General features: G+C 34.5%; 23 protein-coding genes. 19 read left to right on the top strand and 4 right to left on the bottom strand.

Annotated features, from left to right (window positions below; genetic code table 11):
- The first annotated feature begins 58 nt into the window (after positions 1-58).
- The 11 genes from panC (at position 59) to ACFPH8_RS01735 (ending at position 11,696) form a co-directional block, all read left to right on the top strand.
- Positions 59-907, top strand: a complete 849-nt coding sequence (gene panC, locus ACFPH8_RS01785) for a pantoate--beta-alanine ligase (RefSeq protein ID WP_376858221.1) — start codon at positions 59-61, stop codon at positions 905-907.
- Between the two features lie 13 nt (positions 908-920).
- Positions 921-1,271: an aspartate 1-decarboxylase gene (gene panD, locus ACFPH8_RS01780; RefSeq protein ID WP_248396527.1), complete on the top strand. Its 351-nt coding sequence runs from the start codon at positions 921-923 to the stop codon at positions 1,269-1,271.
- Between the two features lie 3 nt (positions 1,272-1,274).
- On the top strand, positions 1,275-2,255 hold the full coding sequence (locus ACFPH8_RS01775; RefSeq protein ID WP_376858220.1) for a lysylphosphatidylglycerol synthase transmembrane domain-containing protein: 981 nt from the start codon (positions 1,275-1,277) through the stop codon (positions 2,253-2,255).
- A 171-nt stretch (positions 2,256-2,426) separates the two neighbouring features.
- Complete coding sequence (locus tag ACFPH8_RS01770) at positions 2,427-3,575, top strand: alpha/beta hydrolase (protein WP_376858219.1); 1,149 nt, start codon at positions 2,427-2,429, stop codon at positions 3,573-3,575.
- Between the two features lie 39 nt (positions 3,576-3,614).
- Complete coding sequence (gene radA, locus ACFPH8_RS01765) at positions 3,615-4,976, top strand: DNA repair protein RadA (RefSeq protein ID WP_248396521.1); 1,362 nt, start codon at positions 3,615-3,617, stop codon at positions 4,974-4,976.
- Positions 4,977-4,986: 10 nt separating this feature from the next.
- Positions 4,987-5,421, top strand: coding sequence for a hypothetical protein (locus ACFPH8_RS01760; protein ID WP_376858218.1), 435 nt, complete (start codon positions 4,987-4,989; stop codon positions 5,419-5,421).
- Positions 5,422-5,685: 264 nt separating this feature from the next.
- Positions 5,686-9,090, top strand: a complete 3,405-nt coding sequence (gene ileS / locus ACFPH8_RS01755; protein WP_376858217.1) for an isoleucine--tRNA ligase — start codon at positions 5,686-5,688, stop codon at positions 9,088-9,090.
- 4 nt (positions 9,091-9,094) lie between these two features.
- Entirely contained in the window at positions 9,095-9,478 is a 384-nt protein-coding gene (locus ACFPH8_RS01750) for a TraR/DksA family transcriptional regulator (RefSeq protein ID WP_376858216.1), read from the top strand.
- A gap of 125 nt (positions 9,479-9,603) precedes the next feature.
- A complete protein-coding gene (locus ACFPH8_RS01745) occupies positions 9,604-10,161 on the top strand; it encodes a DUF4097 family beta strand repeat-containing protein (RefSeq protein ID WP_376858215.1) in 558 nt (185 codons plus the stop codon).
- A 55-nt stretch (positions 10,162-10,216) separates the two neighbouring features.
- A complete protein-coding gene (locus ACFPH8_RS01740; protein WP_248400665.1) occupies positions 10,217-10,831 on the top strand; it encodes a lipoprotein signal peptidase in 615 nt (204 codons plus the stop codon).
- 49 nt (positions 10,832-10,880) lie between these two features.
- Positions 10,881-11,696, top strand: coding sequence for a M23 family metallopeptidase (locus ACFPH8_RS01735; protein WP_376858214.1), 816 nt, complete (start codon positions 10,881-10,883; stop codon positions 11,694-11,696).
- Between the two features lie 2 nt (positions 11,697-11,698).
- On the opposite strand, the gene ACFPH8_RS01730 is transcribed toward ACFPH8_RS01735, so the two are convergent.
- Genes ACFPH8_RS01730 through ACFPH8_RS01715 form a run of 4 tightly spaced genes read right to left on the bottom strand, consistent with a single transcriptional unit; the run spans position 11,699 to position 14,547 of the window.
- Complete coding sequence (locus ACFPH8_RS01730) at positions 11,699-12,262, bottom strand: 5-formyltetrahydrofolate cyclo-ligase (RefSeq protein WP_376858213.1); 564 nt, start codon at positions 12,260-12,262, stop codon at positions 11,699-11,701.
- Positions 12,249-13,247 (bottom strand): succinylglutamate desuccinylase/aspartoacylase family protein, encoded by a 999-nt coding sequence (locus ACFPH8_RS01725; RefSeq protein ID WP_376858212.1) that lies wholly within the window; start codon positions 13,245-13,247, stop codon positions 12,249-12,251. Before ACFPH8_RS01725 ends, ACFPH8_RS01730 begins: the two co-directional genes overlap by 14 nt.
- A gap of 2 nt (positions 13,248-13,249) precedes the next feature.
- The gene (rimK, locus tag ACFPH8_RS01720) at positions 13,250-14,125 is read right to left on the bottom strand and encodes a 30S ribosomal protein S6--L-glutamate ligase (protein WP_066249427.1); all 876 of its coding nucleotides are present in this window, start codon (positions 14,123-14,125) and stop codon (positions 13,250-13,252) included.
- Entirely contained in the window at positions 14,122-14,547 is a 426-nt protein-coding gene (locus tag ACFPH8_RS01715; protein WP_376858211.1) for an ATP-dependent zinc protease family protein, read from the bottom strand. Before ACFPH8_RS01715 ends, rimK begins: the two co-directional genes overlap by 4 nt.
- Positions 14,548-14,681: 134 nt before the next feature.
- On the opposite strand from ACFPH8_RS01715, the gene uvrC reads away from it, so the two are divergent.
- The 8 genes from uvrC (at position 14,682) to pgi (ending at position 26,122) form a co-directional block, all read left to right on the top strand.
- The gene (gene uvrC / locus ACFPH8_RS01710; protein WP_376858210.1) at positions 14,682-16,475 is read left to right on the top strand and encodes an excinuclease ABC subunit UvrC; all 1,794 of its coding nucleotides are present in this window, start codon (positions 14,682-14,684) and stop codon (positions 16,473-16,475) included.
- Entirely contained in the window at positions 16,472-18,703 is a 2,232-nt protein-coding gene (locus ACFPH8_RS01705; RefSeq protein WP_376858209.1) for a patatin-like phospholipase family protein, read from the top strand. The genes uvrC and ACFPH8_RS01705 overlap by 4 nt, the downstream gene beginning before the upstream one ends.
- 250 nt (positions 18,704-18,953) lie before the next feature.
- The gene (locus ACFPH8_RS01700) at positions 18,954-20,114 is read left to right on the top strand and encodes a homogentisate 1,2-dioxygenase (RefSeq protein WP_376858208.1); all 1,161 of its coding nucleotides are present in this window, start codon (positions 18,954-18,956) and stop codon (positions 20,112-20,114) included.
- An 86-nt stretch (positions 20,115-20,200) separates the two neighbouring features.
- Positions 20,201-21,364, top strand: coding sequence for a 4-hydroxyphenylpyruvate dioxygenase (gene hppD / locus ACFPH8_RS01695; RefSeq protein ID WP_376858207.1), 1,164 nt, complete (start codon positions 20,201-20,203; stop codon positions 21,362-21,364).
- A 140-nt stretch (positions 21,365-21,504) separates the two neighbouring features.
- The gene (locus ACFPH8_RS01690) at positions 21,505-22,287 is read left to right on the top strand and encodes a DUF3108 domain-containing protein (RefSeq protein ID WP_376858206.1); all 783 of its coding nucleotides are present in this window, start codon (positions 21,505-21,507) and stop codon (positions 22,285-22,287) included.
- A 4-nt stretch (positions 22,288-22,291) separates the two neighbouring features.
- Positions 22,292-23,209 carry a tryptophan 2,3-dioxygenase family protein gene (locus tag ACFPH8_RS01685; protein WP_066249443.1) on the top strand — a complete coding sequence of 306 codons (918 nt, stop codon included), beginning with the start codon at positions 22,292-22,294 and terminating at the stop codon, positions 23,207-23,209.
- Positions 23,167-24,477, top strand: coding sequence for a M23 family metallopeptidase (locus ACFPH8_RS01680; RefSeq protein WP_248396494.1), 1,311 nt, complete (start codon positions 23,167-23,169; stop codon positions 24,475-24,477). Before ACFPH8_RS01685 ends, ACFPH8_RS01680 begins: the two co-directional genes overlap by 43 nt.
- 4 nt (positions 24,478-24,481) lie before the next feature.
- Entirely contained in the window at positions 24,482-26,122 is a 1,641-nt protein-coding gene (gene pgi / locus ACFPH8_RS01675; RefSeq protein WP_376858205.1) for a glucose-6-phosphate isomerase, read from the top strand.
- Positions 26,123-26,197 lie beyond the last annotated feature (75 nt).

The following is a 26,197-nucleotide window of genomic DNA, read 5'->3' as shown; positions in this document are numbered from 1 at the left end:
AAATTTTATGCTAATTGCCCGTAAAATATTAAGTTTGCACGCGTTAAATTTTTATTAAGTGATTGTTTTTACAGAAAAGAGGCAAGTTGAAAAACATTTGCAAGGTCTAAAAGACCAGCAGTTTAGTATTGGTTTTGTACCAACCATGGGAGCATTGCACCAAGGACATTTGTCTTTGGTTTCAAAGGCGCTCCAGGAAAATGACTTTGTAGTTGTCAGTATTTTTGTGAATCCTACGCAGTTTGATAATGCAACCGACTTAAATAATTACCCGCGAACATTAGCGCGCGACACCGAACTTTTAAATACAGTTTCAAACCAAATTATAATTTATGCGCCTGAAGTTTCTGATATTTATGAAACAGAAACCAAAGCAGAACATTTTAGCTTTGACGGTTTGGAATTTGAAATGGAAGGGCGTTTTCGCGAAGGCCATTTTGATGGGGTTGGTACCATTGTTAAGCGCTTATTTGAAATAGTTAAACCAGATCATGCCTATTTTGGACAAAAGGATTTTCAGCAATTAGCAATTATCAAAAAATTGGTTGAAAAACATCAAATTCCTGTTACTATACACGGATGTCCAATTCTTAGAGGTACAGATGGTTTGGCATTAAGCTCCAGAAACGAACGCTTAAAACCAGAGTATAAAATAGCAGCACCATTTATCTATAAAACGCTAAAATCTGCCAAAAAACAGTTTGGCACAAAAAGTGCTAAATATGTTACGGAGTGGGTTGAAAACGCGTTTAGTAATCATAACTTATTACAGTTAGAGTATTTTATAATTGCGGACGAAGAAACGCTGAAACCAGTTTCAAGAAAATCAAAAACCAAAACGTATAGAGCCTTTATAGCGGTCTATGCGGACGATATTAGACTAATTGATAATATCGCATTAAATTAATTATCTTTGCCATATGCAAATTCAAGTCGTAAAATCTAAAATTCACCGCGTAAAATGTACAGGTGCCGAACTTCATTATATTGGTAGTATTACCATTGACGAAGATTTAATGGAAGCTGCCAATATTATTCAAGGTGAAAAAGTACAAATTGTGAATAACAATAATGGCGAACGTTTAGAAACCTATTGTATCCCTGGGCCACGAAATAGCGGTGAAATCACCCTTAATGGTGCTGCAGCGCGAAAAGTATCTCCAGGTGATATTTTAATTCTAATTACCTACGCTTTTATGGATATTGAAGAAGCTAAAGTATTTAAACCATCTTTAGTTTTCCCTAATGAAGACAATAATCTATTGCAATAAGTAGTGAACCCTGCACTAAAAAAATATCTTAAAATTATACTCCCAATTCTGTTGGGAGTTTTTTTAATATGGTATTCTTTATCCAAAGTGCCGCTGTCCCAATTGCTAGATTATTTTAAAAATGCCAACTACTTTTATATAACGTTGGGTATGTTTTTCGGACTTTTAAGTCACCTGTCTCGATCCTATCGTTGGTTATTTCAGCTAGAGCCTATGGGTTATAAAGTGCGGTTTGCTAATAGTTTTATGGCTGTTTTTTCGGCTTATCTTATCAATTATACCATTCCTCGCGCAGGTGAAGTTGCTAGAGCGTCTATATTAACAACCTATGAAGGTGTTCCTTTTGAAAAAGGTTTTGGTTCCATTGTAGCCGAACGTTTTGCAGATTTAATTATGCTGTTAGTCATCATTGGAATCACCCTGTTTTTGCAATTCGATTATATCGTAGCCTTTTTTATAGAGCGTTTTAATCCTAAAAACTTACTTATTTATCTTTTATTGGCTATTTTGCTTTTAGGGGTTTTTATTTTTTATATCCGAAAAAGCAAAACTGGTTTCGGATTAAAAATAAAAAACTTTGTAAAAGGTCTCGCAGAAGGCGCATTGAGTATTTTTAAAATGAAAAAGAAATGGGCATTTTTATTCCATACCGTTTTCATTTGGTCTATGTATGTGCTGATGTTTTATACTACTTCATTTTCGGTTGAAGCTTTAAATGGTATAACGCTTGGCGCTATTTTAATTGGTTTTATTTCTGCTACCTTCAGTATTGCAGCTACCAATGGTGGCATTGGCTCGTACCCAATTGCTATTTATGCGGCATTTTCAATTTTTGCTATTCCCGAAGCACCAAGTATTGCTTTTGGGTGGATTATTTGGACCTCCCAAACCTTACTCATAATTTTATTTGGTGGCTTATCCTTATTATACTTGCCTATTTTCAATAGAAATAAGGTGCCACACCAAATAGATTCCAAGGACTAGGTCATTTTATTTTCTTTTTAATAGGATTAATTATTTAGGCTTATTTTCATAACTTGCCCTAAATATTTTAATGCTTTATTATGAAACAAGCATGCTAAACGGTTTATCAATTTAGATGCCAATTAATAGCGAAAAGCATGTGACAATTAAAAAAATAATAAAAATATACACATGAAAAAACTAGCCTTCCTATTTGTCCTTTTTTTTAGTATTTCTACTATACAGTCGCAAGTCATTTATCATCCGCTTCAATCTTCTAAATTAGGAGAAACGCGTGAAATTAAAGTGCAATTGCCACGTGGTTATGATGCAAATACCGATAAATCTTACCCTGTAATTGTGGTCTTGGATGGCGATTATATGTTTGAAGCCGTAGCAGGAAATGTAGACTATTATTCCTATTGGGAGGATATGCCAGAAAGTATTGTAGTTGGTGTCAATCAGGTCAGTACGCGCTCTGCTGATGTTTTGTATTCGGAACAAAACTCCCTGCCAATTGAAACAGGTGCTGCATTCTATGAGTTTCTAGGTATGGAATTGTTATCTTATATTAATGATACCTATCGAACCGTTAATTTTCGTGTGATTATTGGTCATGATCGTACAGCAAATTTTATGAATTATTTTCTATTAAAAGGGCAACCTTTATTTCAAGCTTACATAGCTATTAGCCCAGATTTAGCACCAGATATGCAAGCCTATTTAACCGAGAAACTACCGAAGATTGAAACCAAAATATTTTATTATTTAGCAACTTCGACTAATGATATTGCGAAACTTAAAGAAAGCACAGACGCCTTAAATACCGCTATTTCAGGAGTAGAAAATAAAAACTTCTTATATTCTTTTGATTCGTTTGACAAAGCATCACATTACGCATTACCAGCTCATGCTATACCAAATGCTTTAGAAGATATTTTCTTTGTATTCCAACCTATCAGCAAAACGGAATATAAGGATACCATTCTTAAGTTAGAAGGGTCGCCAGTCACGTATTTAACAGAGAAATATCAAGCCATTCAGGATTTATTTGATATTGATAAGCCTATTTTAATAAACGATTTTAATGCCATTGAAGCCGCTATCAACAAATCTGAAAAATTTGAATATTTCGAAGAATTAGGGAAGATAGCCCGTAAAGAATATCCAGACACGCTTTTAGGAAACTATTATATAGCCCGTTTTTATGAAGAAACAGGCGAGCCGAAGCGCGCTATGAAAGCCTATCAAACAGCATTTGTTTTGCAAGAAATTGGTGGTATAACGAAAGATGAAATGTTACGTCGTGCAGATGCTATTAAAGCGGATTTCGGGTATTAAACGCAATAGAAAAGATTCCGATTTTTATAGGAAATAAATATGGCTAAAGTAAAAACAACATTTTTTTGTCAGAATTGTGGTTCACAATACAGCAAATGGCAAGGGCAATGTACGGCTTGTAAGGAGTGGAATACCATTGCGGAAGAAGTTCTTCAGAAACCGGAAAAAAGTGATTGGAAAACACCAACATCTACAAATAAAAAACGCGTTTCCAAGCCCTTATTAATTAATGAGATTGATGCATCACAAGAAGCTCGAATGCAAACAGGCGACGCCGAATTTAACCGCGTTCTAGGTGGTGGCATTGTACCAGGATCTTTAACCCTTTTAGGTGGTGAACCCGGAATTGGAAAAAGCACCTTGTTGCTGCAGATAGCTTTAAAATTGCCTTATAAAACATTGTATATTTCAGGTGAAGAAAGCCAGAAACAAATAAAAATGCGTGCCGAACGTATTAATCCAAATAGTAATAATTGCTACATTCTAACCGAAACAAAAACGCAAAATATCTTTAAGCAAATTGAAGAGCTAGAACCCGATATCGTGGTGGTAGATTCTATTCAAACCTTGCATAGTGATTATATCGAATCCTCGTCCGGAAGTATCTCGCAAATTAAGGAATGTACAACAGAACTGATAAAATTTGCTAAAGAAACCGCCACACCTGTTGTTTTAATTGGTCATATTACCAAAGACGGAAATATTGCCGGTCCTAAAATTTTGGAACACATGGTGGATACGGTTTTGCAATTTGAAGGCGATCGGAATCATGTTTTTCGCATTTTACGGGCTAACAAAAATCGATTTGGTTCCACCAACGAACTAGGTATTTATGAAATGCAAGGTTCTGGGTTGCGTGAAGTTTCAAACCCTTCGGAAATTCTTATCTCTAAAAAGGACGAAGACTTATCAGGTAATGCTATTTCAGCAACTTTAGAGGGTATGCGCCCGCTCATGATTGAAGTTCAGGCTTTGGTCAGTACAGCGGTTTATGGAACACCACAACGGAGTGCAACAGGCTTTAACGCCAAACGATTAAACATGTTATTAGCGGTTTTAGAAAAACGGGCAGGTTTTCGTTTAGGTGCTAAGGATGTGTTTTTAAATATTACAGGAGGTATAACTGTAGATGATCCTGCTATCGATTTAGCGGTGGTTGCCGCTATTTTATCCTCTAATGAAGATGTATCTTTGCCAAGAGATTATTGTTTTGCTGCCGAAGTTGGATTATCTGGAGAAATCCGACCAGTGCAACGTGTGGAACAGCGCATTTTAGAAGCTGAAAAATTAGGGTTTTCAACCATATTTGTGTCTAAATACAATAAGATTTCCTTAAAAAATATGACCATAAAAATCCAATTGATTTCTAAAATTGAAGATTTGGTTGGGTTTATTGTGTAATAATATTTTTATGAAAGCGTTTCAAATTTCAAAATCGCATGTGTTTATTTTGTGTTTGTTTTTGCTCTTTTTTCCTATTAAAACCCAGTTCTATAATTTAATTTATATAGTTTCGGATGCTATTTTACATTCAGGAACTATATCAGACATTTATACTTACAATTATTTAGGGTTTTTAATAGGCTGTCAAGAAATCTTGGAGACTCAAAAAGTTTTAGGTGACCGATTTGAGTTTTTTCATTCGGTTGTATTTTACTTTATTTATATTTTTTCAGTTGTTGCTTCAGTAATTTTATTCAAACGCATCCGTGACAAACAGGATTTCAAGCTTATTGATTGGATTTTGTTAGCCGTTTTTTCTTTCCAATTATTTGATACGCTAGAACGGCTGCTAGATTATATTTTAATTGCTAAATATGTCGCAATAGAAACGCTACCTGAATGAATAAGTTTTCTGAAGAATATGGCAATTTTAATTATAGCTTTTATGCTGTTTTTCAACATTTGTAACAAATACATGCAGAAGCAAATTTTAATAATTGCACTTCCCGCTTCAATTGTGAGTTTTGCACTTTGGTTTTTAGTTTTAGGGCCAAAGTTTTTACCCATAATAACACTTTAAGCATTTTCTTCCCTATTTCGCTTTAAATTCAACAGGTATTTATCTAAAAATCATTAATTTCGCGGGTCGAAACGAATGAATGAAATTATGAGTAATAAATTCCCTGAATACAAAGGACTTGACTTGCCACAAGTAGCAAGTAATATTCTTGATTATTGGAAGCAACATAACGTATTTGAAAAAAGTGTTACCACACGTGAAGGAGCGGAACCATTTGTGTTTTTTGAAGGGCCACCTTCAGCAAACGGGTTACCAGGTGTACATCACGTTTTAGCGCGTGCTATTAAAGATATTTTTCCACGTTATAAAACCATGAAAGGCTATCAAGTTAAACGTAAAGCTGGATGGGATACACATGGTTTGCCTATTGAGTTGGGTGTTGAAAAGGAATTAGGTATTACCAAAGAAGATATTGGTAAAACTATTTCAGTGGAAGATTACAATGCAGCCTGCCGTAAAGCGGTTATGCGGTATACAGACGTTTGGAACGATCTGACTGAAAAAATGGGCTACTGGGTGGATATGGACAATCCGTATGTAACTTACGACCCAAAATATATGGAATCCGTTTGGTGGTTATTAAAGGAAATTTATAATAAAAACTTAATTTATAAAGGGTATACCATTCAGCCCTATTCGCCTAAAGCAGGAACAGGCTTGAGCTCGCATGAGTTAAACCAACCAGGAACGTATCAAGATGTTACAGATACAACAGTTGTAGCACAGTTTAAAGCAAATGAAAACTCATTACCAGATTTCTTAAAGGATGAAGGTGATATTTACTTTCTAGCTTGGACAACGACACCTTGGACATTGCCAAGTAACACGGCCTTAACGGTTGGACCAAAAATTGATTATGTTTTAGTTGAAACTTATAACCAATATACGTTTGAGCCTATAAATGTGGTATTGGCAAAACCTCTAGTTAACAATCAATTTGATGGGAAATTTAAACGTGTTGAAACAAAACCGGAATTATTAGATTATAAATCTGGCGATAAAAAGATTCCATATTTTGTAGTTAAAGAATTTAAAGGAACCGATTTAGTAGGTATTACCTATGAGCAATTATTGCCGTATGCCTTACCAAATGATAATCCTGAAAACGCATTCCGTATTATCTCTGGCGATTTTGTAACTACAGAAGATGGAACCGGAATTGTACACACTGCACCAACCTTTGGAGCAGATGATGCCTTGGTAGCTAAACAAGCCACACCAGAAATTCCACCATTGTTAGTAAAAGATGAAAATGGAAATTTAGTGCCATTGGTTAATTTGCAAGGTAAATTCCGTCCAGAAATGGGCGAATATGCTGGTAAATATGTAAAAAACGAATACTATGCTGATGGTGAAGCACCAGAACGTTCTATAGATGTGGAACTAGCCATTAAATTAAAAGAAGAAAATAAAGCCTTTAAGGTGGAAAAATATAAACACAGTTATCCAAATTGCTGGCGAACAGATAAACCAATTCTATACTATCCATTAGATTCTTGGTTTATAAAAGTTACCGATGTTAAGGACAGAATGTTTGAATTGAACGAAACCATTAATTGGAAACCAAAATCTACTGGAACAGGTCGTTTTGGAAATTGGTTAGCAAATGCAAACGATTGGAATTTATCCCGTTCCCGGTATTGGGGAATTCCATTACCAATCTGGCGTACAGAAGATGGAAAAGAAGAAATTTGTATTGGTTCGGTGGAAGAATTAAAAGCTGAAATGGCAAAAGCTGTTGATGCCGGTGTGCTTGCAAAAGCTATTTTTGAAGATTTTGAAGTCGGAAACAATTTGGATGAAAATTATGCGAAAATAGATTTACATAAAAACATTGTTGATAAAATCGTGTTAGTTTCACCTTCAGGAAAACCTATGAATCGTGAGTCAGATTTAATTGATGTTTGGTTCGATTCGGGCTCCATGCCTTATGCACAATGGCATTACCCATTTGAGAATAAAGAAAAAATTGATAACAACGAATCTTTTCCAGCCGATTTTATTGCGGAAGGTGTGGATCAAACAAGAGGTTGGTTTTATACGCTTCATGCTATTGGCACCATGGTGTTCGATTCGGTTGCTTATAAAAATGTCGTTTCTAACGGACTCGTTTTAGATAAAAATGGTCAGAAAATGTCCAAACGTTTGGGTAATGCTGCAGATCCATTTGAAACCTTATCTACTTACGGAGCAGATGCCACACGTTGGTATATGATTGCGAATGCCAATCCGTGGGATAATTTAAAATTTGATTTAGAAGGTATAGAAGAGGTGAAACGTAAATTTTTCGGAACACTTTACAATACCTATTCGTTTTTCAGTTTATATACTAATTTAGATAAATTCACTTACGAAGAAGCGGAAATTCCATTAGAAGAACGTCCAGAATTAGACCGATGGATCCTTTCGGAATTACATACACTTATTCAAAAAGTAGATGCATTTTACGCAGAATATGAGCCAACAAGAGCGGCTCGTGCCATTTCCGATTTCACGCAAGATTATGTGAGTAACTGGTATGTGCGTTTAAGTAGAAGACGTTTCTGGAAAGGCGACTACCAAACGGATAAAATATCGGCTTATCAAACACTTTATACCTGTATGGTAACTATTGCTAAACTGGGAGCTCCAATTGCGCCATTTTTTATGGATAGGTTGTATATGGATTTAAATGCAGTTACCAATAAAGAGACCTTTGAAAGTGTGCATTTATCCAACTTTCCAAAGTTTAATGAACGTTTCGTTGATAAATCTTTAGAGCGAAAAATGGAGGCTGCTCAAACCATTTCATCTTTAGTGTTGTCCTTGCGTGCCAAAGAGAAGATTAAAGTGCGTCAACCTTTGCAGAAAATCATTATCCCAGTGGATAATGAACAACAAAAGGAAGAAATTCTAGCGGTTGCAAATCTTATCAAACATGAGGTTAACATTAAGGAAATTGAAATTTTAGAAGATGCATCTGAAATTTTGGTGAAGCAAATCAAACCAAACTTCAAAACATTAGGGCCTCGTTTTGGTAAAGACATGAAGTTGATAGCGAAAAGCATACAGCAGTTTGATGCAAATCATATTAAAATAATTGAGCAAAAGGGTGAGATTGATGTTGAAATTAACGGAAAAATCATTACTTTAGAACGCGCAGATGTGGAAATTACCTCTCAAGATATTGAAGGTTGGTTAGTAGCAAATGAAGGTACCTTAACAGTTGCTTTAGATGTAACAATTTCTGAAGAATTACGTTATGAAGGTATAGCTCGTGAGCTAGTTAACCGCATTCAAAATTTACGAAAAGATTCAGGTTTTGAAGTAACGGATAGAATTAGTGTTTCTATTCAAAAGCATGATGAAATTTTAGAGGCAGTTTCTGAAAATTTAGCGTATATTAAAGCAGAAACCTTAACCGAAACATTAGAATTAAAAGATAAAATTGAAGATGGTATAGAAATTGCGTTTGATGCAATTACAACCAGATTGTCCATTAATAAACATTAAGAATATGGGAGAAGATATCAATGTTAGATATTCAGATAAAGATTTAGCTGAATTCAAAATGCTTATTCAAGAGAAAATAGAAAAAGCAACACATGATTTAGAGCTTATAAAAAGTGCTTACATGAACGATTTAAATAATGGAACCGATGATACATCGCCAACATTTAAAGCGTTTGAAGAAGGTAGTGAAACCATGAGCAAGGAAGCGAATGCACAATTAGCTATTCGTCAGGAAAAGTTTATTCGCGATTTAAAAAATGCTTTAATTCGTATTGAGAATAAAACCTATGGTGTGTGTCGTGTAACCAATAAATTAATTGCCAAAGAGCGTTTAAAATTGGTGCCTCATGCTACCTTAAGTATTGAAGCAAAAAATATGCAACAATAAAATTTACGTGTTTAAACATAAATAAACGCTTCAATGTCTATTGGAGCGTTTTTAGTTTTATGAAAATTCTATCCACATTCCTCCTTTTAATTTTGCTTTCTGCGCCCGTCTTTGGTCAAAAAGGAATGCAACGGATTGTCGACGCCTCTAAAATTTCAACCATTGATATTGCAGGTAATACCATGTTTAAAATAAAAATATCTGCAAAACCAGTGCAAGTTATTTCAATGGGTTTACAGGTTGAAGGGGAAAATAATGAACAAATTGTATTACAAACGCGACAAGAAAATCAAACCCTTTTTATTGGAAGTGCGTACCAACCCTTATTTGTAAAGCCTGATGATAAACTGGCGGCTCATAAAAAAATATCTATTGAGCTAACATTGGAAATCCCTGAAAATCTAACCGTCATTATTACTAGTGATATTGCTTCGGTTTTTGCTAATGGGAATTTTAAATTTCTAACGTCTGAATTATTAAATGGTCATTTTTTAGCCCATAAATATGTGGGTAATTTGCAAGTGGATACCTTACATGGCAATATAGAAGTGGAAACCTATTCAGGACTTTTAGATTTAAACACGAAGAAAGGCAGTATTAAGCAAGATAAAATACCTTTAGGACCAAATCAAATATCATTACATACCATAAACGGAAATATTAGCGTAACAAAAACCCAATAATAGTGCTATTTTTGTCCTTCAATTTCAAATTAGTTTTTCAGAACTAGAAAACATGATGTCTTTAAAAAAATCCATTCTTTTTATTATTCTCATATTACTCATAGATCAAGTGAGTAAAATATATATCAAAACCCATTTTGTTTTAGGTGAAGATATTACTGTTTTTAGCTGGTTTAAAATCTATTTCATTGAAAATGATGGTATGGCTTGGGGAACCAAGATTAGTGATTTTGTCAGTTTTATTTCAGACAGAACAGCAAAAATTTCTTTAACGTTATTCCGGATAGTCGCTATTTTTGGAATTGGCTACTGGTTGTATGATGCAACAAAAAAGCAGCAGTCACAAATACTAATTTGGGCAGTGGCACTTATTTTTGCTGGTGCCATGGGTAATATAATCGATTCCGTATTTTACGGAGTAATATTTGATGATAGTTATGGCCAAGTAGCCAGCTTTATGCCTGCCTCTGGTGGCTATGATAGCCTTTTGCATGGTAAAGTAGTAGACATGTTGTATTTTCCTTTATGGAAAGGCTATTTGCCAGATTGGTTACCTTTTTATGGTGGTGAATATTTCACATTCTTTGAACCCGTTTTCAATGTAGCTGATATGGCAATTAGTACAGGTTTTGGGTTGCTAATTGTGTTTAATAAACGCGCGTTTGCTTAATTGTGTTTATTCGATACTGTAAAAAAAAATCTATTTAAAAACTTAAAACATGAATTTATTAAAAGTTAGTTACTTCATCTGGACGTGTCTTATTCCAGCAGGCTTATTTGCACAGTTAGATGTGGCATCCCGTTATGAAAATATAGAAAACGGGTATGAATTTTATGTTGATAATAATGAACCCATTCCCGTCTCAATTCAAGTTAGTTTTAAATTAAAAAATTTAAAATCTTCCGAAGGGAATGATAAAATATTCCTGCTACCTGCAAATACAAAAAACATTAAGCTAACAACCTTAACACAAATTAAAAAAGGAAAATATGGTGTTAGTGGAAGTACCACCTATAATTATGGTGATCATTATTTAAAGGATTATGAAAAAGAGTATCCATATGTTTTGCCCTTCAATAGAGGTGAAGCTTACATGCTTTCTCAAGGATATAATGGTAAATCATCTCATGCTAATGAGAATGCTTTAGACTTTTCCATGCCAATTGGCACTCCAATTCTTGCGGCGCGTGGTGGTTTGGTTGTTGAGGTTGTAGATAAATTTAGTAAAAATTGTACAACCCAAGACTGCAAGGAGTTTAATAACAAAGTTATTATTTACCATGACGATGGTACTTTTGCTGAATATACACATATAAAACAGAAGGGCGCTAAAGTTAAGAAAGGTGATGTTGTTGAAAAAAATCAGTTTATTGCTGAAAGTGGAAATGTAGGTTGGTCTACAGGACCCCATTTACATTTTGTTGTATTTATTCAAACCTTAAAAGGCAGAAAAACACTGGAAACTAAATTCAAGATTAGTGATAATCAACCTATTCAATTTCTAACAGAAAAAACAGAATATAAACGGTTATAAGGCTAAAACTGATAGGTTTTAGTTGGTGTGACACAAAAATCCAGTGGCACATCGTTTTCAAAAATGCCTTCAATCTGGTTTTCGGCTTCAAAAAAAGAAAGCCCTATTTTAATCGTTTCGGGTTTGCAATCTTTCAGAAAACCATCATAAAAACCTTTTCCGTAACCTACACGATGGCCTTGTTTATCAAATGCTAATAACGGAATAAACACGACATCTATAACATGGGAAGCTATCGGAATTCCATTAACAGGTTCTGGAATGTTATAGGCGTTTTTTTTAATAATTGTAGCATCGGTCAATAAATAATGCGATAATTCAGTGGTTTGAAAATCACTTTTTGAAATGATTGTATGTTTATCTTTTCCCGAAAGAATACTTATAATATAATCCGTGTTAATTTCTTTTTGTTCGGTAATAGACAGAAATATATGGTAGTATAAACGCTCCCAAATTGGCATTTCTAAAAGATTGTTTGCAATTTGAAGGCTTAAATCGTCAATCGTTTCTAATGAAAGTGCTTGCCGCTTTTGTTTGTAGATTTTTCGTAATTCAGACTTCGTCATTTTCAACCTGTTTAACATGATGCTGCTTTAAACGAGCTGTAATATGAAATAAGGCATCACCTTGATAAACCAATGGCGATTCGTTCACATTAATTATATATCCCGAACTATTAGCACGTACAAAATGATTAAACTTGCCGTAAGGATCGGTAATATTTCCAAGTATATCATCTTTTTTTACTTTGGTCCCCGTAGCAACCGAAGCTTTAAACATCCCGGAATAATTGGCGCGTTGCCATTTACTAGCCATAATAAACACAGGTTTTTGTTTGGGTTCGGTTACTTTAAATTTAGAACCCAGCATGCCCAAACTATGTAAAACCCGTTTGGCACCATTTACGCCTGTATTAGTAATATTTACATCTATGTGATGTGATTTTCCACCTTCAAATAATAAGGTAGCAATTCCAGCTTTATAAGCCGTTTCTCTAAATGATTTTTTTAAGTTTTTAGAATACAAAACAAAGGGTGCTCCAAAGGTTTTAGCTAAAGCGTCTAATCTGTTGCTGTTTTTAGCAATACGTACTTGCGGTGCATTAAAACGACCAGCGCCTCCCGTATGAAAATCAAGGACATAATCGGCTTGATTAAGCACTTCATTTACTAGTTTATAAGCAACCCGACTAGCTAAAGATCCGTTTTTTAAACCAGGAAAAACCCGATTTAAATCGCGACCATCAGGAAACTCTCGACTTAAATTTATAAACCCAAAAATATTAATAATAGGTATGCAAATAATTGTTCCACATTTTGGTTTATTGATGCCTTTTGCAATGAGTTGACGCACAATTTCAATACCATTTAACTCGTCTCCATGAATACCAGCCGTAAGTAAAACGGTTGGCCCTGCTTTTTTGGCACGCTCAATAATTATAGGAACATCAATAGAGGATGCTGTGTGTAGTTTAGCCACATCAAAATTAAGCTCATAGCTTTTGCCTGGCTCAATGTTTTCACCCAAAATGGTTATGATTTTTTGCGACATATTTATTTTTTGTTTCGCTCAATAAACGAAATAATCGCTTTGGCAATGTTCTTTCCCGTTGCATCTTCAATACCTTCCAATCCTGGCGTCGAGTTTACTTCCAATAATAAAGGGCCTCTAGATGATTGTAGCATATCCACACCACAAACCGGTAATTTTAAAGCACGAGCAGATTCCATAGCTAAACGCAATTCGTCTTCGCTTAATTTGATAATATTGGCTGAACCACCTCTGTGTAAATTAGAACGAAACTCGCCTTCTTTACCTTGTCGTTTCATGGCGCCAACGACTTGGCCATCTACGACCAATGCACGTAAATCAGCACCTTTGGCTTCTTTAATAAATTCTTGAACAATAACGCGCGCCTCCAAGCCATTGAATGCTTCTAACACAGATTCGGCTGCATTTTTAGTTTCAGCTAAAACCACACCCAAACCTTGTGTTCCTTCTAATAACTTTATAATTACTGGCGCACCACCAACATGAGCAAGCACTTCTTTGGCATCACGTGAGTAGTTTGTAAAAACAGTTTTTGGCATGCCAATTCCAGCTTTACTTAAAAGTTGTAGACTTTTTAGCTTGTCGCGAGAACGTAAAATAGAACCAGACGAAACGATAGAGAATGCGCCCATCATTTCAAATTGTCTTACAACGGCACAACCGTAAAAGGTAATAGACGCACCAATTCTTGGAATAATAGCATCCACATAATCCAGATAACGGTCTTTATAATATATGGTTGGTTTTTCTTTTTCTATAATGATATCGCACTTTAATGGGTCGATAACTTCAACGCGATGATCGCGTTTTTTTGCTTCTTCAACCAAACGTTGTGTTGAATATAAATGTGGGTTCCTAGATAGGATAACTATGTTCATGATTGTTTTTTATTAAATGATAGATTTTGCAAGTCCACGTCCACCAGAAATTTTTTAGCTAAAAATTGTCTGCCAATTAATACGGGAAATCGCATATCATCTCGCGTGCTTAAAGTTAAGTTAATCTTATATGTTTTTCCAAAGAATAGGACTTCAGATTTAATTTTGAATCTATTTTCCTTATACCCATTACTACTTTTTACATCCGTTTGGGTGTACTCTGTAAATACCACTTCCTTACCACTAAAGTTTGGATGGCCCTTGCTGTAAAATTTACAACGCAAGGTGTTATTTTCCTCAACTATTTTAGAACAATGAATAGCAGATGTGTATGCACCTGTATCTATTTTAGCATCAATTTCAAATAAATTAAGTAATGGAAAGTCTATTTTATCAACCCTTCCTATGAGTTGTTTTGTCATGTTTCAATTTTTTAAAAAAGTGGCACAAGTTAGTGAAATGGTCATTTTTTCAATACATTTTATATTTAAAAATTATTAGGTTTTTATTAATCGAATATAACTTAAAAAATATAGAAATAAGTACCTTTGAAGATATGCCTAAAACTGCTTTAGAAATACAATTAAAAACCTTACCAAATGAGCCTGGTGTTTATCAATATTATGATAGCGAAGGTAAGATTTTATATGTAGGTAAAGCAAAGAATTTAAAAAAACGCGTGAGTTCATATTTTACCAAAACGCATGATAGTGGTAAAACACGCGTTTTGGTAAAAAAAATTGCGAGTATTAAGCATATAGTTGTTAATACCGAAACGGATGCCTTATTGTTGGAAAACAATCTGATAAAAAAGTACCGGCCACGTTATAATGTATTGCTGAAAGATGATAAATCGTATCCTTGGATTTGTATCAAAAACGAACGTTTTCCACGTGTATTTTCTACCAGACGGGTTATTAAAGATGGTTCGGAATATTTTGGGCCATATACCAGTATGAAAACGGTTTCAACCTTATTGGATTTAATTCGTGGATTGTTTTTATTACGAACCTGTACTTACGATTTATCACCTGAAAAAATAAGCGCCGGAAAATATAAAGTCTGTTTAGAATACCATTTAGGAAATTGTAAAGGGCCCTGTGAAGGCCTTCAAACCGAAGCCTCATATCAAGATAATATTGCGTCCATAAAGGAAATTCTGAAAGGAAATTTTAAAACCTCTCTGGTGCAATTTAAAAGTCAAATGAAGGAATTGGCGGCCAACATGCAATTTGAAGAGGCCCAAATAATTAAAGAGAAAATAGATGTGCTTGAAAATTACCAAGCCAAATCCACCATTGTAAACCCAAAAATTAGCAATGTGGATGTCTTTTCAATTATGAGTGATGAAGGGTATGGCTACATTAATTTTCTGCAGATTTCCTATGGTTCCATTATTCGCTCGCATACATTAGAAATTAAGAAGAAACTGGACGAAACCGATAAGGAGTTATTAGAACTCGCTATTACCGAAATTCGCCAACGTTTTGATTCTAATTCCAAAGAACTTTACTTGCCATTTGAAGTTGATTTAGGTGAAGAATTAAAAATAACTATTCCCAAATTAGGCGATAAAAAGCATATATTAGATTTATCACTTCGGAATGCGAAATATTACCGCATGGAACGTTTTAAGCAGGCGAAGATAACGGATCCAGATAGGCATGTAAATCGCATTATGGCGCAAATGAAGTCCGATTTACGCTTAACAGAAGAGCCAAGACATATTGAATGTTTTGATAACTCCAATATTCAAGGAACGCATCCTGTTGCAGCTTGTGTGGTTTTTAGAAATGGAAAACCTTATAAAAAAGACTATCGGCATTTTAATATTAAAACCGTCGAAGGTCCAGATGATTTTGCATCTATGGAGGAAGTGGTTTTCAGACGTTATAAACGTTTATTGGACGAAGAAAAGTCCTTGCCACAGCTTATTATAATTGATGGAGGAAAAGGACAGCTATCATCTGCCTTAAAAAGTTTAGATGCCTTAAATTTGCGAGGAAAAATTGCGATAATCGGAATTGCGAAGCGTTTGGAAGAATTATTCTATCCAGATGACCCAATTCCCTTATATTTAGATAAAAAAAGTGAAACCCTGAAAATCATTCAGCAATTACGAAACGAAGCACACCGTTTTGGAATTGAACATCACCGAAATAAACGTAGTAAAACAGCGTTGAATACCGAGTTGGAAACCATTCCTGGTATTGGCGAAAAAACAATTGTCGATTTATTAAAACATTTCAAATCAGTTAAACGGGTTTCAGAAGCAACAAAACAAGAATTGGAAGCTTTGGTTGGTGTGGCACGTGCCAGCAAAATTTATAATTATTATCACAACTTATGAAGTATACATTAATAGTCTTTTGTTTTTTCATCTTCATAACCGGTTTTTCGCAAAATCAGGATTCCACGGTAGACCCTAAAGTCGGTTTGGTTTTAAGTGGTGGTGGAGCCAAAGGTTTGGCGCATATTGGTGTTTTAAAAGTGATAGATAGTTTAGGGATTCGTATAGATTATGTGGCAGGAACTAGTATGGGAGCTATTATTGGATCCTTATATGCCGCTGGGTATTCAGGAAAGCAAATAGATACAATTTTCCGGGATGTGGATTTTGATAAGATTATTAATGATAATTTGCCGCGAGCCGCTAAAACATTTTATGAGCGTGATAATTCTGAAAAATACGCCCTTACTTTACCTTTTGATAAATTTAAATTAAAATTACCATCTGCCTTATCTAGAGGTCAAAATACATTAAGTTTACTATCAAAACTAACCTTGCATGTAAGTGATGTAGAAGACTTCAGTAAATTGCCAATACCATTTTTCTGTATTGCAACCAATGTAGAGACAGGACAAGCCGTAGTTTTAGATAAAGGAAGTTTAGCGCAATCCATTGTGGCCAGTGGAGCTTTTCCATCTTTATTTCAACCGGTAATTATAGACGACCAAATATTAATAGATGGTGGTGTGGTAAATAATTATCCCATTGATGAGTTAAAAGCTAAAGGCATGGATATTATTATTGGTGTGGATGTTCAGGATGATTTAGCAACGCGCGAAGAATTACGTTCTGCTCCAGATATTATACTTCAAATTAATAATTATCGGACCATTAACGATATGAAGTTGAAATCTAAAAAAACGGATATTTATATTAAACCTGATATTACGGACTATACCGTTATATCATTTAGTGATGGCAGTAAAATTATTGAAAATGGTGAGCTAGCCACAAAAAAGAAAATTGCCGATCTAAATAAAATAGTTAATCAGCAGGTAGTCAAACCCAAGAAAGCTACTGTTATTAAGGTTATTGATAGTATTCGGGTGAATACCATTAATATTTCTGGGAATGAAAAATACTCGCGCGCGTACGTTATTGGTAAATTGAAAATTAAACCAGAAAAGAAAATTGAGTATACCACTTTTGTAGAGGGTGTTAATAATTTGGCTGCAACCAATAATTTTGCTTCTGTTGTTTACCAATTGCATCCTACGGAAAACGAGGGAGAATATGATTTAGATGTATCCGTATTAGAAACCCAAACACGAACATTTTTCAAGGTAGGCTTGCATTATGACGATCTTTATAAAACAGGTGTCTTACTAAATTTAACCAGAAAACGCTTATTACTTAATGATGATGTTGCTTCTTTAGACTTTGTATTGGGCGATAATATTCGGTATAATTTTGAATATTATATAGACAAAGGTTTTTATTGGAGTATTGGAATTACATCACGCTACAACCAATTTAAAAAGAATGTTCCAGCTACATCCTTACTGTCAGATGAAGATTTGATGGGTATAAATGTTAATAAATTAGATGTTGAAATAGATGACTTTACCAATCAGTTTTATGCGCAGACTTTATTGGGTAATGATTTTGCACTAACTTTAGGAGCAGAACACAAACGGTTTAAACTTACTACAGAAACTATTTTAACTTTAAGTAACAAAGAGGAAACAACGTTTGATAATAGTGATTATTTAAGTGTTTACGGAAAATTGAAGCTAGATACTTATGACAATAAATACTTTCCAAATGAAGGCTTTCTCTTTGATGGAGACTTTCATTTGTATTTATATTCGTCAGATTTCAACAATAGCTTTTCAGAATTTTCTATAGGTAAGGCTACTATGGGGTATGCTAAAAGTTTCGGTAAATTTTCCGGAAACATAACCACACAAGGTGGCTTTAAAATAGGAGAGGATACCTCGCCATATTTAGATTTTGTTCTTGGAGGTTATGGGAATAATTTCAAAAATAATTTCACCTCGTTTTATGGGTATGATTATTTGTCTATCCCCGGAAATAGCTTTGTAAAAGCAGCGCTGACTATAGACTATGAGTTGTTTAAAAACCATCATATTATTGGAGCAGCAAATTTTGCAAATGTTGCGGATAATATTTTCGATTCAGGTGAATGGTTTACAACGCCAAACTATACAGGTTATGCCATTGGTTATTCTGTGCAAACATTTATTGGACCTATAGAAGCTAAATACACATGGTCCCCAGAAGTGAAAAAAAGTATCTGGTTTTTTAATTTAGGTTTCTGGTTTTAAAGACCTTTTGGATTTTAATATTATGTCATATTTTTTTTCGATATTTGTAAAACAATGACACATTTTTGGATTGACTTATTAGCCCATCTTCAGTTTCTTATTAAAAGAAATCCAGAATAATCTGCACGTTTGTAAAGTTTTCAAATCCGTGTTTTATCGGTATAATCACATTTATTTTAGTATCTTTATGTAGTTTATAATGTGGTGTTATTTCAAAAGAACTAACGCCCAATTTAAAAATAATTAAAACATGCCTTTTTATCATAAATTAGGGAAAATTCCGCCCAAACGCCATACCCAATTTAGGAAGTCGGATGGTAGCCTGTATTACGAACAACTTTTTGGTACTGTTGGTTTTGATGGAATGTCCACAAATTCTTACCATGAACAGCGCCCAACACAAGTAAAAGAAATAAAAAAGCAATATAGTGTTGCGCCAAAAATAGCCAAAAAAAATAGCATTCAGTCTTATCGTTTTAGAGGTTTTCAAGTAAAACCGGAAAATGATTTTTTGGACAGTAGAAAAACAGTTTTAATCAATAGCGATTGTCGTATAATTTTAGCAGCACCAAAACAATCTACGAAGGATTATTTTTATAAAAATTCAGATTCGGATGAGCTTATTTTTGTTCACAAAGGGACAGGAAAACTGCGTACGATGCTTGGTAATCTAGATTTTAAATACGGAGATTATCTCGTCATTCCGCGTGGTATTATTTACAAAATAGATTTTGATACGGAAGACAATCGTCTCTTTATTGTGGAGTCCAAACATCCCATCTATACACCAAAACGCTACAGAAATTGGTTTGGTCAATTATTAGAGCATTCGCCATTTTGCGAACGGGATTTAAGACAACCTCAAGAGCTTGAAACTTATAATGAATCAGGTGATTTTTTAATAAAAGTTAAAAAACAAGACGATATTTTTGAAATGGTTTATGCCTCACACCCTTTTGATGTTGTAGGTTATGATGGTTTCAATTATCCATATGCCTTTTCAATTCACGATTTCGAGCCCATAACTGGTCGTATTCATCAGCCGCCTCCGGTGCATCAAACATTTGAAACAGCGGCTTTTGTAGTATGTAGTTTTGTGCCACGCCTGTATGATTATCATCCAGATGCCGTACCTGCGCCATACAATCATAGCAATATAGATAGTGATGAGGTGTTGTATTATGTGGATGGCGATTTTATGAGTCGAAATGATATTGATGCAGGTCATATTTCCTTGCACCCAGCAGGAATTCCACATGGTCCGCACCCAGGAGCAGCAGAGCGTAGTATAGGAAAAACTGAAACCGAAGAATTAGCCGTTATGGTAGATACCTTCAAGCCATTGCAAGTCACTGAAGAAGCTATGAAAATTGCTGATGAAGATTATTATAAGTCATGGTTGGAATATTAATAAATTAGAAGTAAAACAAAGTTATAACAACATAAAATACAAGCGTTACCAATTAACTGGCTTAACGCAGTAAAAAATACCGAATTATGAGTAAAAAAGAGATAAAATCAGTAGAATACGGATTGGAAAAAATATTTGATGACGCGCAAGACTTTCTGCCATTATTAGGGACCGATTATGTGGAGTTTTACGTTGGGAACGCCAAGCAAGCAGCTCATTTTTATAAAACAGCCTTCGGTTTTCAATCATATGCATATCGTGGATTGGAAACAGGATCTAGAGATAAGGTTAGTTACGTATTAAAGCAAGATAAAATCCGTTTAGTTTTAACCACGCCTTTAACAAGTTCATCACCCATTAACGATCATATTGTAAAACATGGTGATGGTGTAAAAGTTGTTGCTTTATGGGTAGATGATGCCAGAAGTGCTTATGAAGAAACGACCAAACGTGGTGCTAAATCTTATCTGGAACCAACCATCGAAAAAGACGAACATGGTGAAGTAGTTCGTGCTGGAATTTATACCTACGGAGAAACCGTACATATGTTTGTAGAACGTAAAAACTACAACGGGAAGTTTCTGCCAGGTTTTGTAGAATGGAAATCCGACTATAACCCAAAAGCAACCGGTTTAAAATTTATAGACCACATGGTTGGCAATGTAGGTTGGGGTGAAATGAATACTTGGGTAAAATGGTATGAAGACGTTATGGGATTTGTTAATTTCTTGTCCTTTGATGATAAGCAAATCCACACGGAGTATTCGGCTTTAATGAGTAAGGTTATGAGTAATGGAAATGGTCGTATAAAATTCCCAATTAATGAACCTGCAAAAGGTAAAAAGAAATCGCAAATTGAAGAGTATTTAGATTTTTATGAAGGACCAGGTGTTCAGCACATAGCCGTAGCAACGGATGATATTATTTCAACGGTTTCTGATTTGCGTTCTCGCGGTGTTGAGTTTTTATCCACACCTCCAGAATCCTATTATAAATCTGTACCAGGACGTTTAGAAGAATTTAGCCACGAATTACGTGAAGACATTGAAAAGCTAAAATCATTAGGCATTATGATTGATGCAGATGAAGAAGGTTACTTATTACAAATTTTCACCAAACCAGTTGAAGATAGACCAACTTTATTCTTTGAAATTATTCAACGTATGGGAGCTAAAGGTTTTGGAGCTGGAAACTTTAAAGCACTTTTTGAGTCTATAGAGCGTGAGCAGGCTTTAAGAGGAACGCTTTAATACCTAATACGTATATGAATATTATAAAAACTCTATCACAATTATCGATGGAGTTTTTTTGTATTATATTTTTGGAATACTATTTGTAATCTATAAGGAAAAACAACGTTATTGTTGTATTTACAATTAGAATTAAGCTTATGAAAAAAATACTTTTAACTATAATCGCCATTGTTTCCTTAAACACCGCATTTTCCCAAATAGAAAGTGCCTTTGATACAGGTGAATGGTTTCGATTTGAAATGAGTTATAGCGGATGGATGAAAGCCGGAGAAGCCACCCTTACCGTTAACGAATCTATGTATAAAAACAAACCCGTTTACCATGTAGTAGGCAAGGGCTGGACCACTGGAGCCGTTAGTTGGTTTTTTGCAGTGAAGGATAGGTACGAGAGTTATTTTGATAAAAAATTGAATGTGCCTTATAAGTTTATCAGAGATATTGATGAAGGTGGTCATACCAAGAATATTGAAATAGAATTCGACCAAAACAACCATAAGGCTCTTGTTAATAACATAAAACATAATAAAAAAAAGACCTTTGATACAAAACCAAATATTCAAGATATGGTATCTACATTTTATTATTTGCGTAATAATCTGGATATTGAAAACTTGAAAATAAACGATGAAGTGGAGGTTAATATGTTTTTTGATGAAGAAAATTATGGTTTTAAATTGCGCTATCTAGGAACCGAAATAATTAATACCAATTTTGGAAAAGTAAACACCTTGAAATTTAGACCCTATGTAATGGCAGGTCGTGTTTTTAAAGAGGAAGAAAGCCTTACATTATGGGTTTCAAATGATAAAAATAGAATACCTTTACGTATTAAAGCCGATTTGGCTGTAGGTTCTTTAAGAGCGGATTTGGATGCTTTTAAAGGCTTAAAACACCCTTTTAATATTATAGTAAAAAATTAGTAGCATGAATACCGACATAACCAACCAACTAAAAGAAAAGTTTGATAATATAGGTCAAGATTTAGATGTACACTTACAAGGCTTGTTATATAGTAAGCCTATAAATTATTGGGATTACATTCAAACAGATGCACTTTTAGATTTACAAACGCAGCGTACCGTTTTACCAGATGAAATGGTATTTATCATGTATCATCAAATAAACGAATTACTGTTTAAAATGATTCTTTGGGAAATTGATCAGGTTGCAACTGCCGAAAAACTGACAGCCGATTTCTTTTCAACAAAATTAATGCGTGTAAGTCGGTATTTTGATATGCTAACCTCTTCCTTTGAAATTATGCGCGAAGGAATGGACGTAGAGCAGTACAATAAGTTTAGAACCACCTTAACGCCTGCAAGTGGTTTTCAAAGTGCCCAATACCGAAAAATTGAAATCTCATCTACAGAATTAATCAATTTAATAGATAATCGTTTTCGTGAAACTATAGACAGAAACACACCTTTTGAGCATGCTTTTGAGCATTTATACTGGCAAGCTGCAGGAAAAGACTACAAAACCGGTAAAAAAAGTTATTTATTAACAGTTTTTGAAGAACGATACAAAGAGGAATTTATTAGATTTGCGAAATTCTACAACACTAGTAATCTTTGGACCAAGTTTAAAGAATTGCCGGAAGCTGTTAGAACAAATAAAGATTTAGTAAATGCCATGCGTCATTATGACCATACCGTTAATATTAAATGGGTTATGGCACATTACAATACCGCCAATCATTATTTAAACATTGGTGGTAAAACTACAGAAGCAACAGGAGGAAGCGAATGGGTAAAATATATGCATCCAAAATATCAAAGACGAATATTTTTTCCAGAATTATGGAGCGAAAAAGAATTAGCAGAATGGGGAGAGAATGTATAATTCTTTTTGCCTTATTGTTTACATTAGTTAGCTGTAAGGACAACAAGCCAGAGCCTGTTTATGAGGATGAATTTGCAGCTATTATTCCACCAGAGGAACTGAAGGAATTTGGCTTTAACCTAAACGACTACGTTGTTAAACGCGATACCATTCGCAAAGGAGATAGCTTTGGTGTTATTATGGAACGTTACAAAGTGGGTTATCCTAAAATTTTTGAAATTGCAGAACAGACTAAAAATGATTTCGATATTAGAAAATTGCAATTAGGAAAACCATACACAGTTTTATGTTCTAAAGACTCGTTGCAACAAGCTCTTTCCTTTATTTATCAGCCTAATCGTGAAGAGTATGTGGTGCTAAATTTTAAAGATTCCATTCATGCTTTTACAAGTCGAAAGCCGATAACCTATGTTGAAAAGGAATTTGCTGGTGTTATTAATAGTGATTTGTCGCAAACACTTTCCGATGGTGGTAAAAGTCTAATTTTAGCCTATAAAATGTCTGATATTTACGCTTGGACCATTGATTTTACCAGACTTCAAAAAGGTGATCACTTCAAGATTATTTATACGGATAAGTATATTGATGATACTATTTATGCCGGAATTGACCATATTAAAGCCGCATATTTTGAGCATAAAAGTGAACCATTTTATGCGTTTGAATTTGAAACAGATACAGTAAAAGGATTACGCGATTACTTTAATGAAGAAGCTAAAAATTTACGTCGAGCCTTTTTAAAAGCTCCGGTGGAATACAAACGTATTTCATCTCGATATAATTTAAAAAGACGTATTGCGCTCTATGGAAATAAAATCAGACCTCATAAAGGAACCGATTTTGCTGCCAATATAGGAACGCCTATTCGTTCCACGGCTAATGGAACGGTTACCAAATCTGCTTACACAAGAGGGAATGGGAATTATGTAAAAATAAGACATAATTCAGCATACGAAACGCAGTATTTACATATGAAAAGCCAAAATGTAAAGGTTGGTCAATACGTAAAACAAGGAGATATAATTGGTTGGGTGGGAATGACTGGAAATACATCTGGTCCTCACGTGTGTTATCGTTTTTGGAAAAATGGAAAACAAGTAGATCCTTTCAAGCAAAAATTACCAGAAGCAGAACCAATTTCTGATAGTCTAAAAGCTAGGTATTTAGATTTCATTAAACCCTTAAAATTACAGTTGGACGCTATTAATGTTCAAAATTCTAATGGTTTAGAATCTACACCAGAAGATTTAATTACACAACTAGATTAAGCTTATGGCATTATCGAAAACGAATCCAACAACTACCAAGGCTTGGCAAAATCTTCGTGAGCATTTTTCAGAAACGAAAAACCTGAAAATGACAGATTTATTTGCTAATGATGATAGTCGTGCGGATACGTTTTCAATTGAATGGGATGATTTTTTGGTTGATTTTTCAAAAAATAGAATCACTGAAGAAACGTTAGATTTACTTCTAAAACTAGCCAAAGAAACGCATTTACAAGACGCTATTGAAAGTCAGTTTTCCGGTAAAAGCATTAATGAAACGGAAGATCGTGCTGTTTTGCACACTGCTTTAAGAGCGCCAGAAAATGCAACCGTTTTAGTAAATGGTGTTAATATTATTCCTCAAATATATCAAGCTAAGAAGCAAATACAATCGTTTACTAATCAAGTAATAAATGGTGAAGTTACGGGGTTTACGGGTAGGCCCTTTACGGATGTGGTAAACATTGGTATTGGCGGTTCAGATTTGGGGCCTGCTATGGTTGTTGAAGCGTTACAGTTCTACAAAAACCAATTAACGACGCATTTTGTTAGTAATGTAGATGGCGATCATGTTAATGAAATCATTAAAAAGCTGAACCCAGAAACCACGCTTTTCGTTATTGTTTCTAAAAGCTTTACAACACAAGAAACGCTTTCTAATGCTAACACTATTCGGGAATGGTTTTTAAAGTACGCTCCAGAACATTCCATAGCAAAACACTTTGTTGCTGTTTCTGCAAATGGTAAAGGTGTTCAAGAGTTTGGCATTCGCCCTGATAATATTTTTCCCATGTGGGACTGGGTTGGTGGCCGGTTTTCTTTATGGAGTGCCGTTGGGTTATCTATAAGTTTATCTATAGGTTATGATAACTTTGATAAGCTGTTACAAGGTGCACATAAAATGGATACACATTTTAAAACAGCAGCCTTTAACGAAAATATTCCAATTGTTTTAGCATTAATAAGTATATGGTACAACAATTTTTTTAATGCCGAAAGTGAGGCTGTTATTCCCTATACACAATATCTAAATCAGTTTGCTACCTATTTGCAGCAAGCTGTTATGGAAAGTAATGGGAAATCTGTTGATAGAAATGGACAGCCTTTAAATTACCAGACAGGAACGATAATCTGGGGAGAACCAGGAACGAACTCGCAACACGCCTTTTTTCAATTAATTCATCAAGGCACCAAACTAATTCCAGCCGATTTTATTGGCTTTGCGGAATCCCTTCATGAGAATAAAGATCATCAGGATAAATTGATTTCCAATTTCATAGCTCAAACCGAAGCATTAATGAAAGGGAAAACGGCAGCAGATGTTCTTGCGGAATATGAAAAGCAAGGCAAATCTTTAGGAAATATACAATCTTTGGTTCCATTTAAAGTATTTAAAGGGAATAATCCAACGAATACCATCTTCATCAAAAAGCTGACGCCAGAGAGTTTAGGGAAGCTTATTGGGCTTTACGAACATAAAATATTTGTTCAAGGCATTGTTTGGAATATTTATAGTTATGATCAGTTTGGCGTGGAGTTCGGCAAGCAATTAGCTACAAATATTTTACAGGACATAAAAAATAACACTTTTGCCAATCATGATGCCTCCTCTGCTAAAATATTGAAGTATTATCTGAAAAAATAGTTTTTTTTGTTGAAAAGACTGTTAATAGCTTTATTTTTTATCATATTATTAACGTGCATTAAGTGTTATCTTCAT

The sequence above is a fragment of the Bizionia hallyeonensis genome (assembly GCF_042657385.1).
GTDB classification, from domain to species: Bacteria; Bacteroidota; Bacteroidia; order Flavobacteriales; family Flavobacteriaceae; genus Algorimicrobium; species Algorimicrobium hallyeonense.
This window is presented reverse-complemented; position numbering and strand designations above follow the sequence as displayed.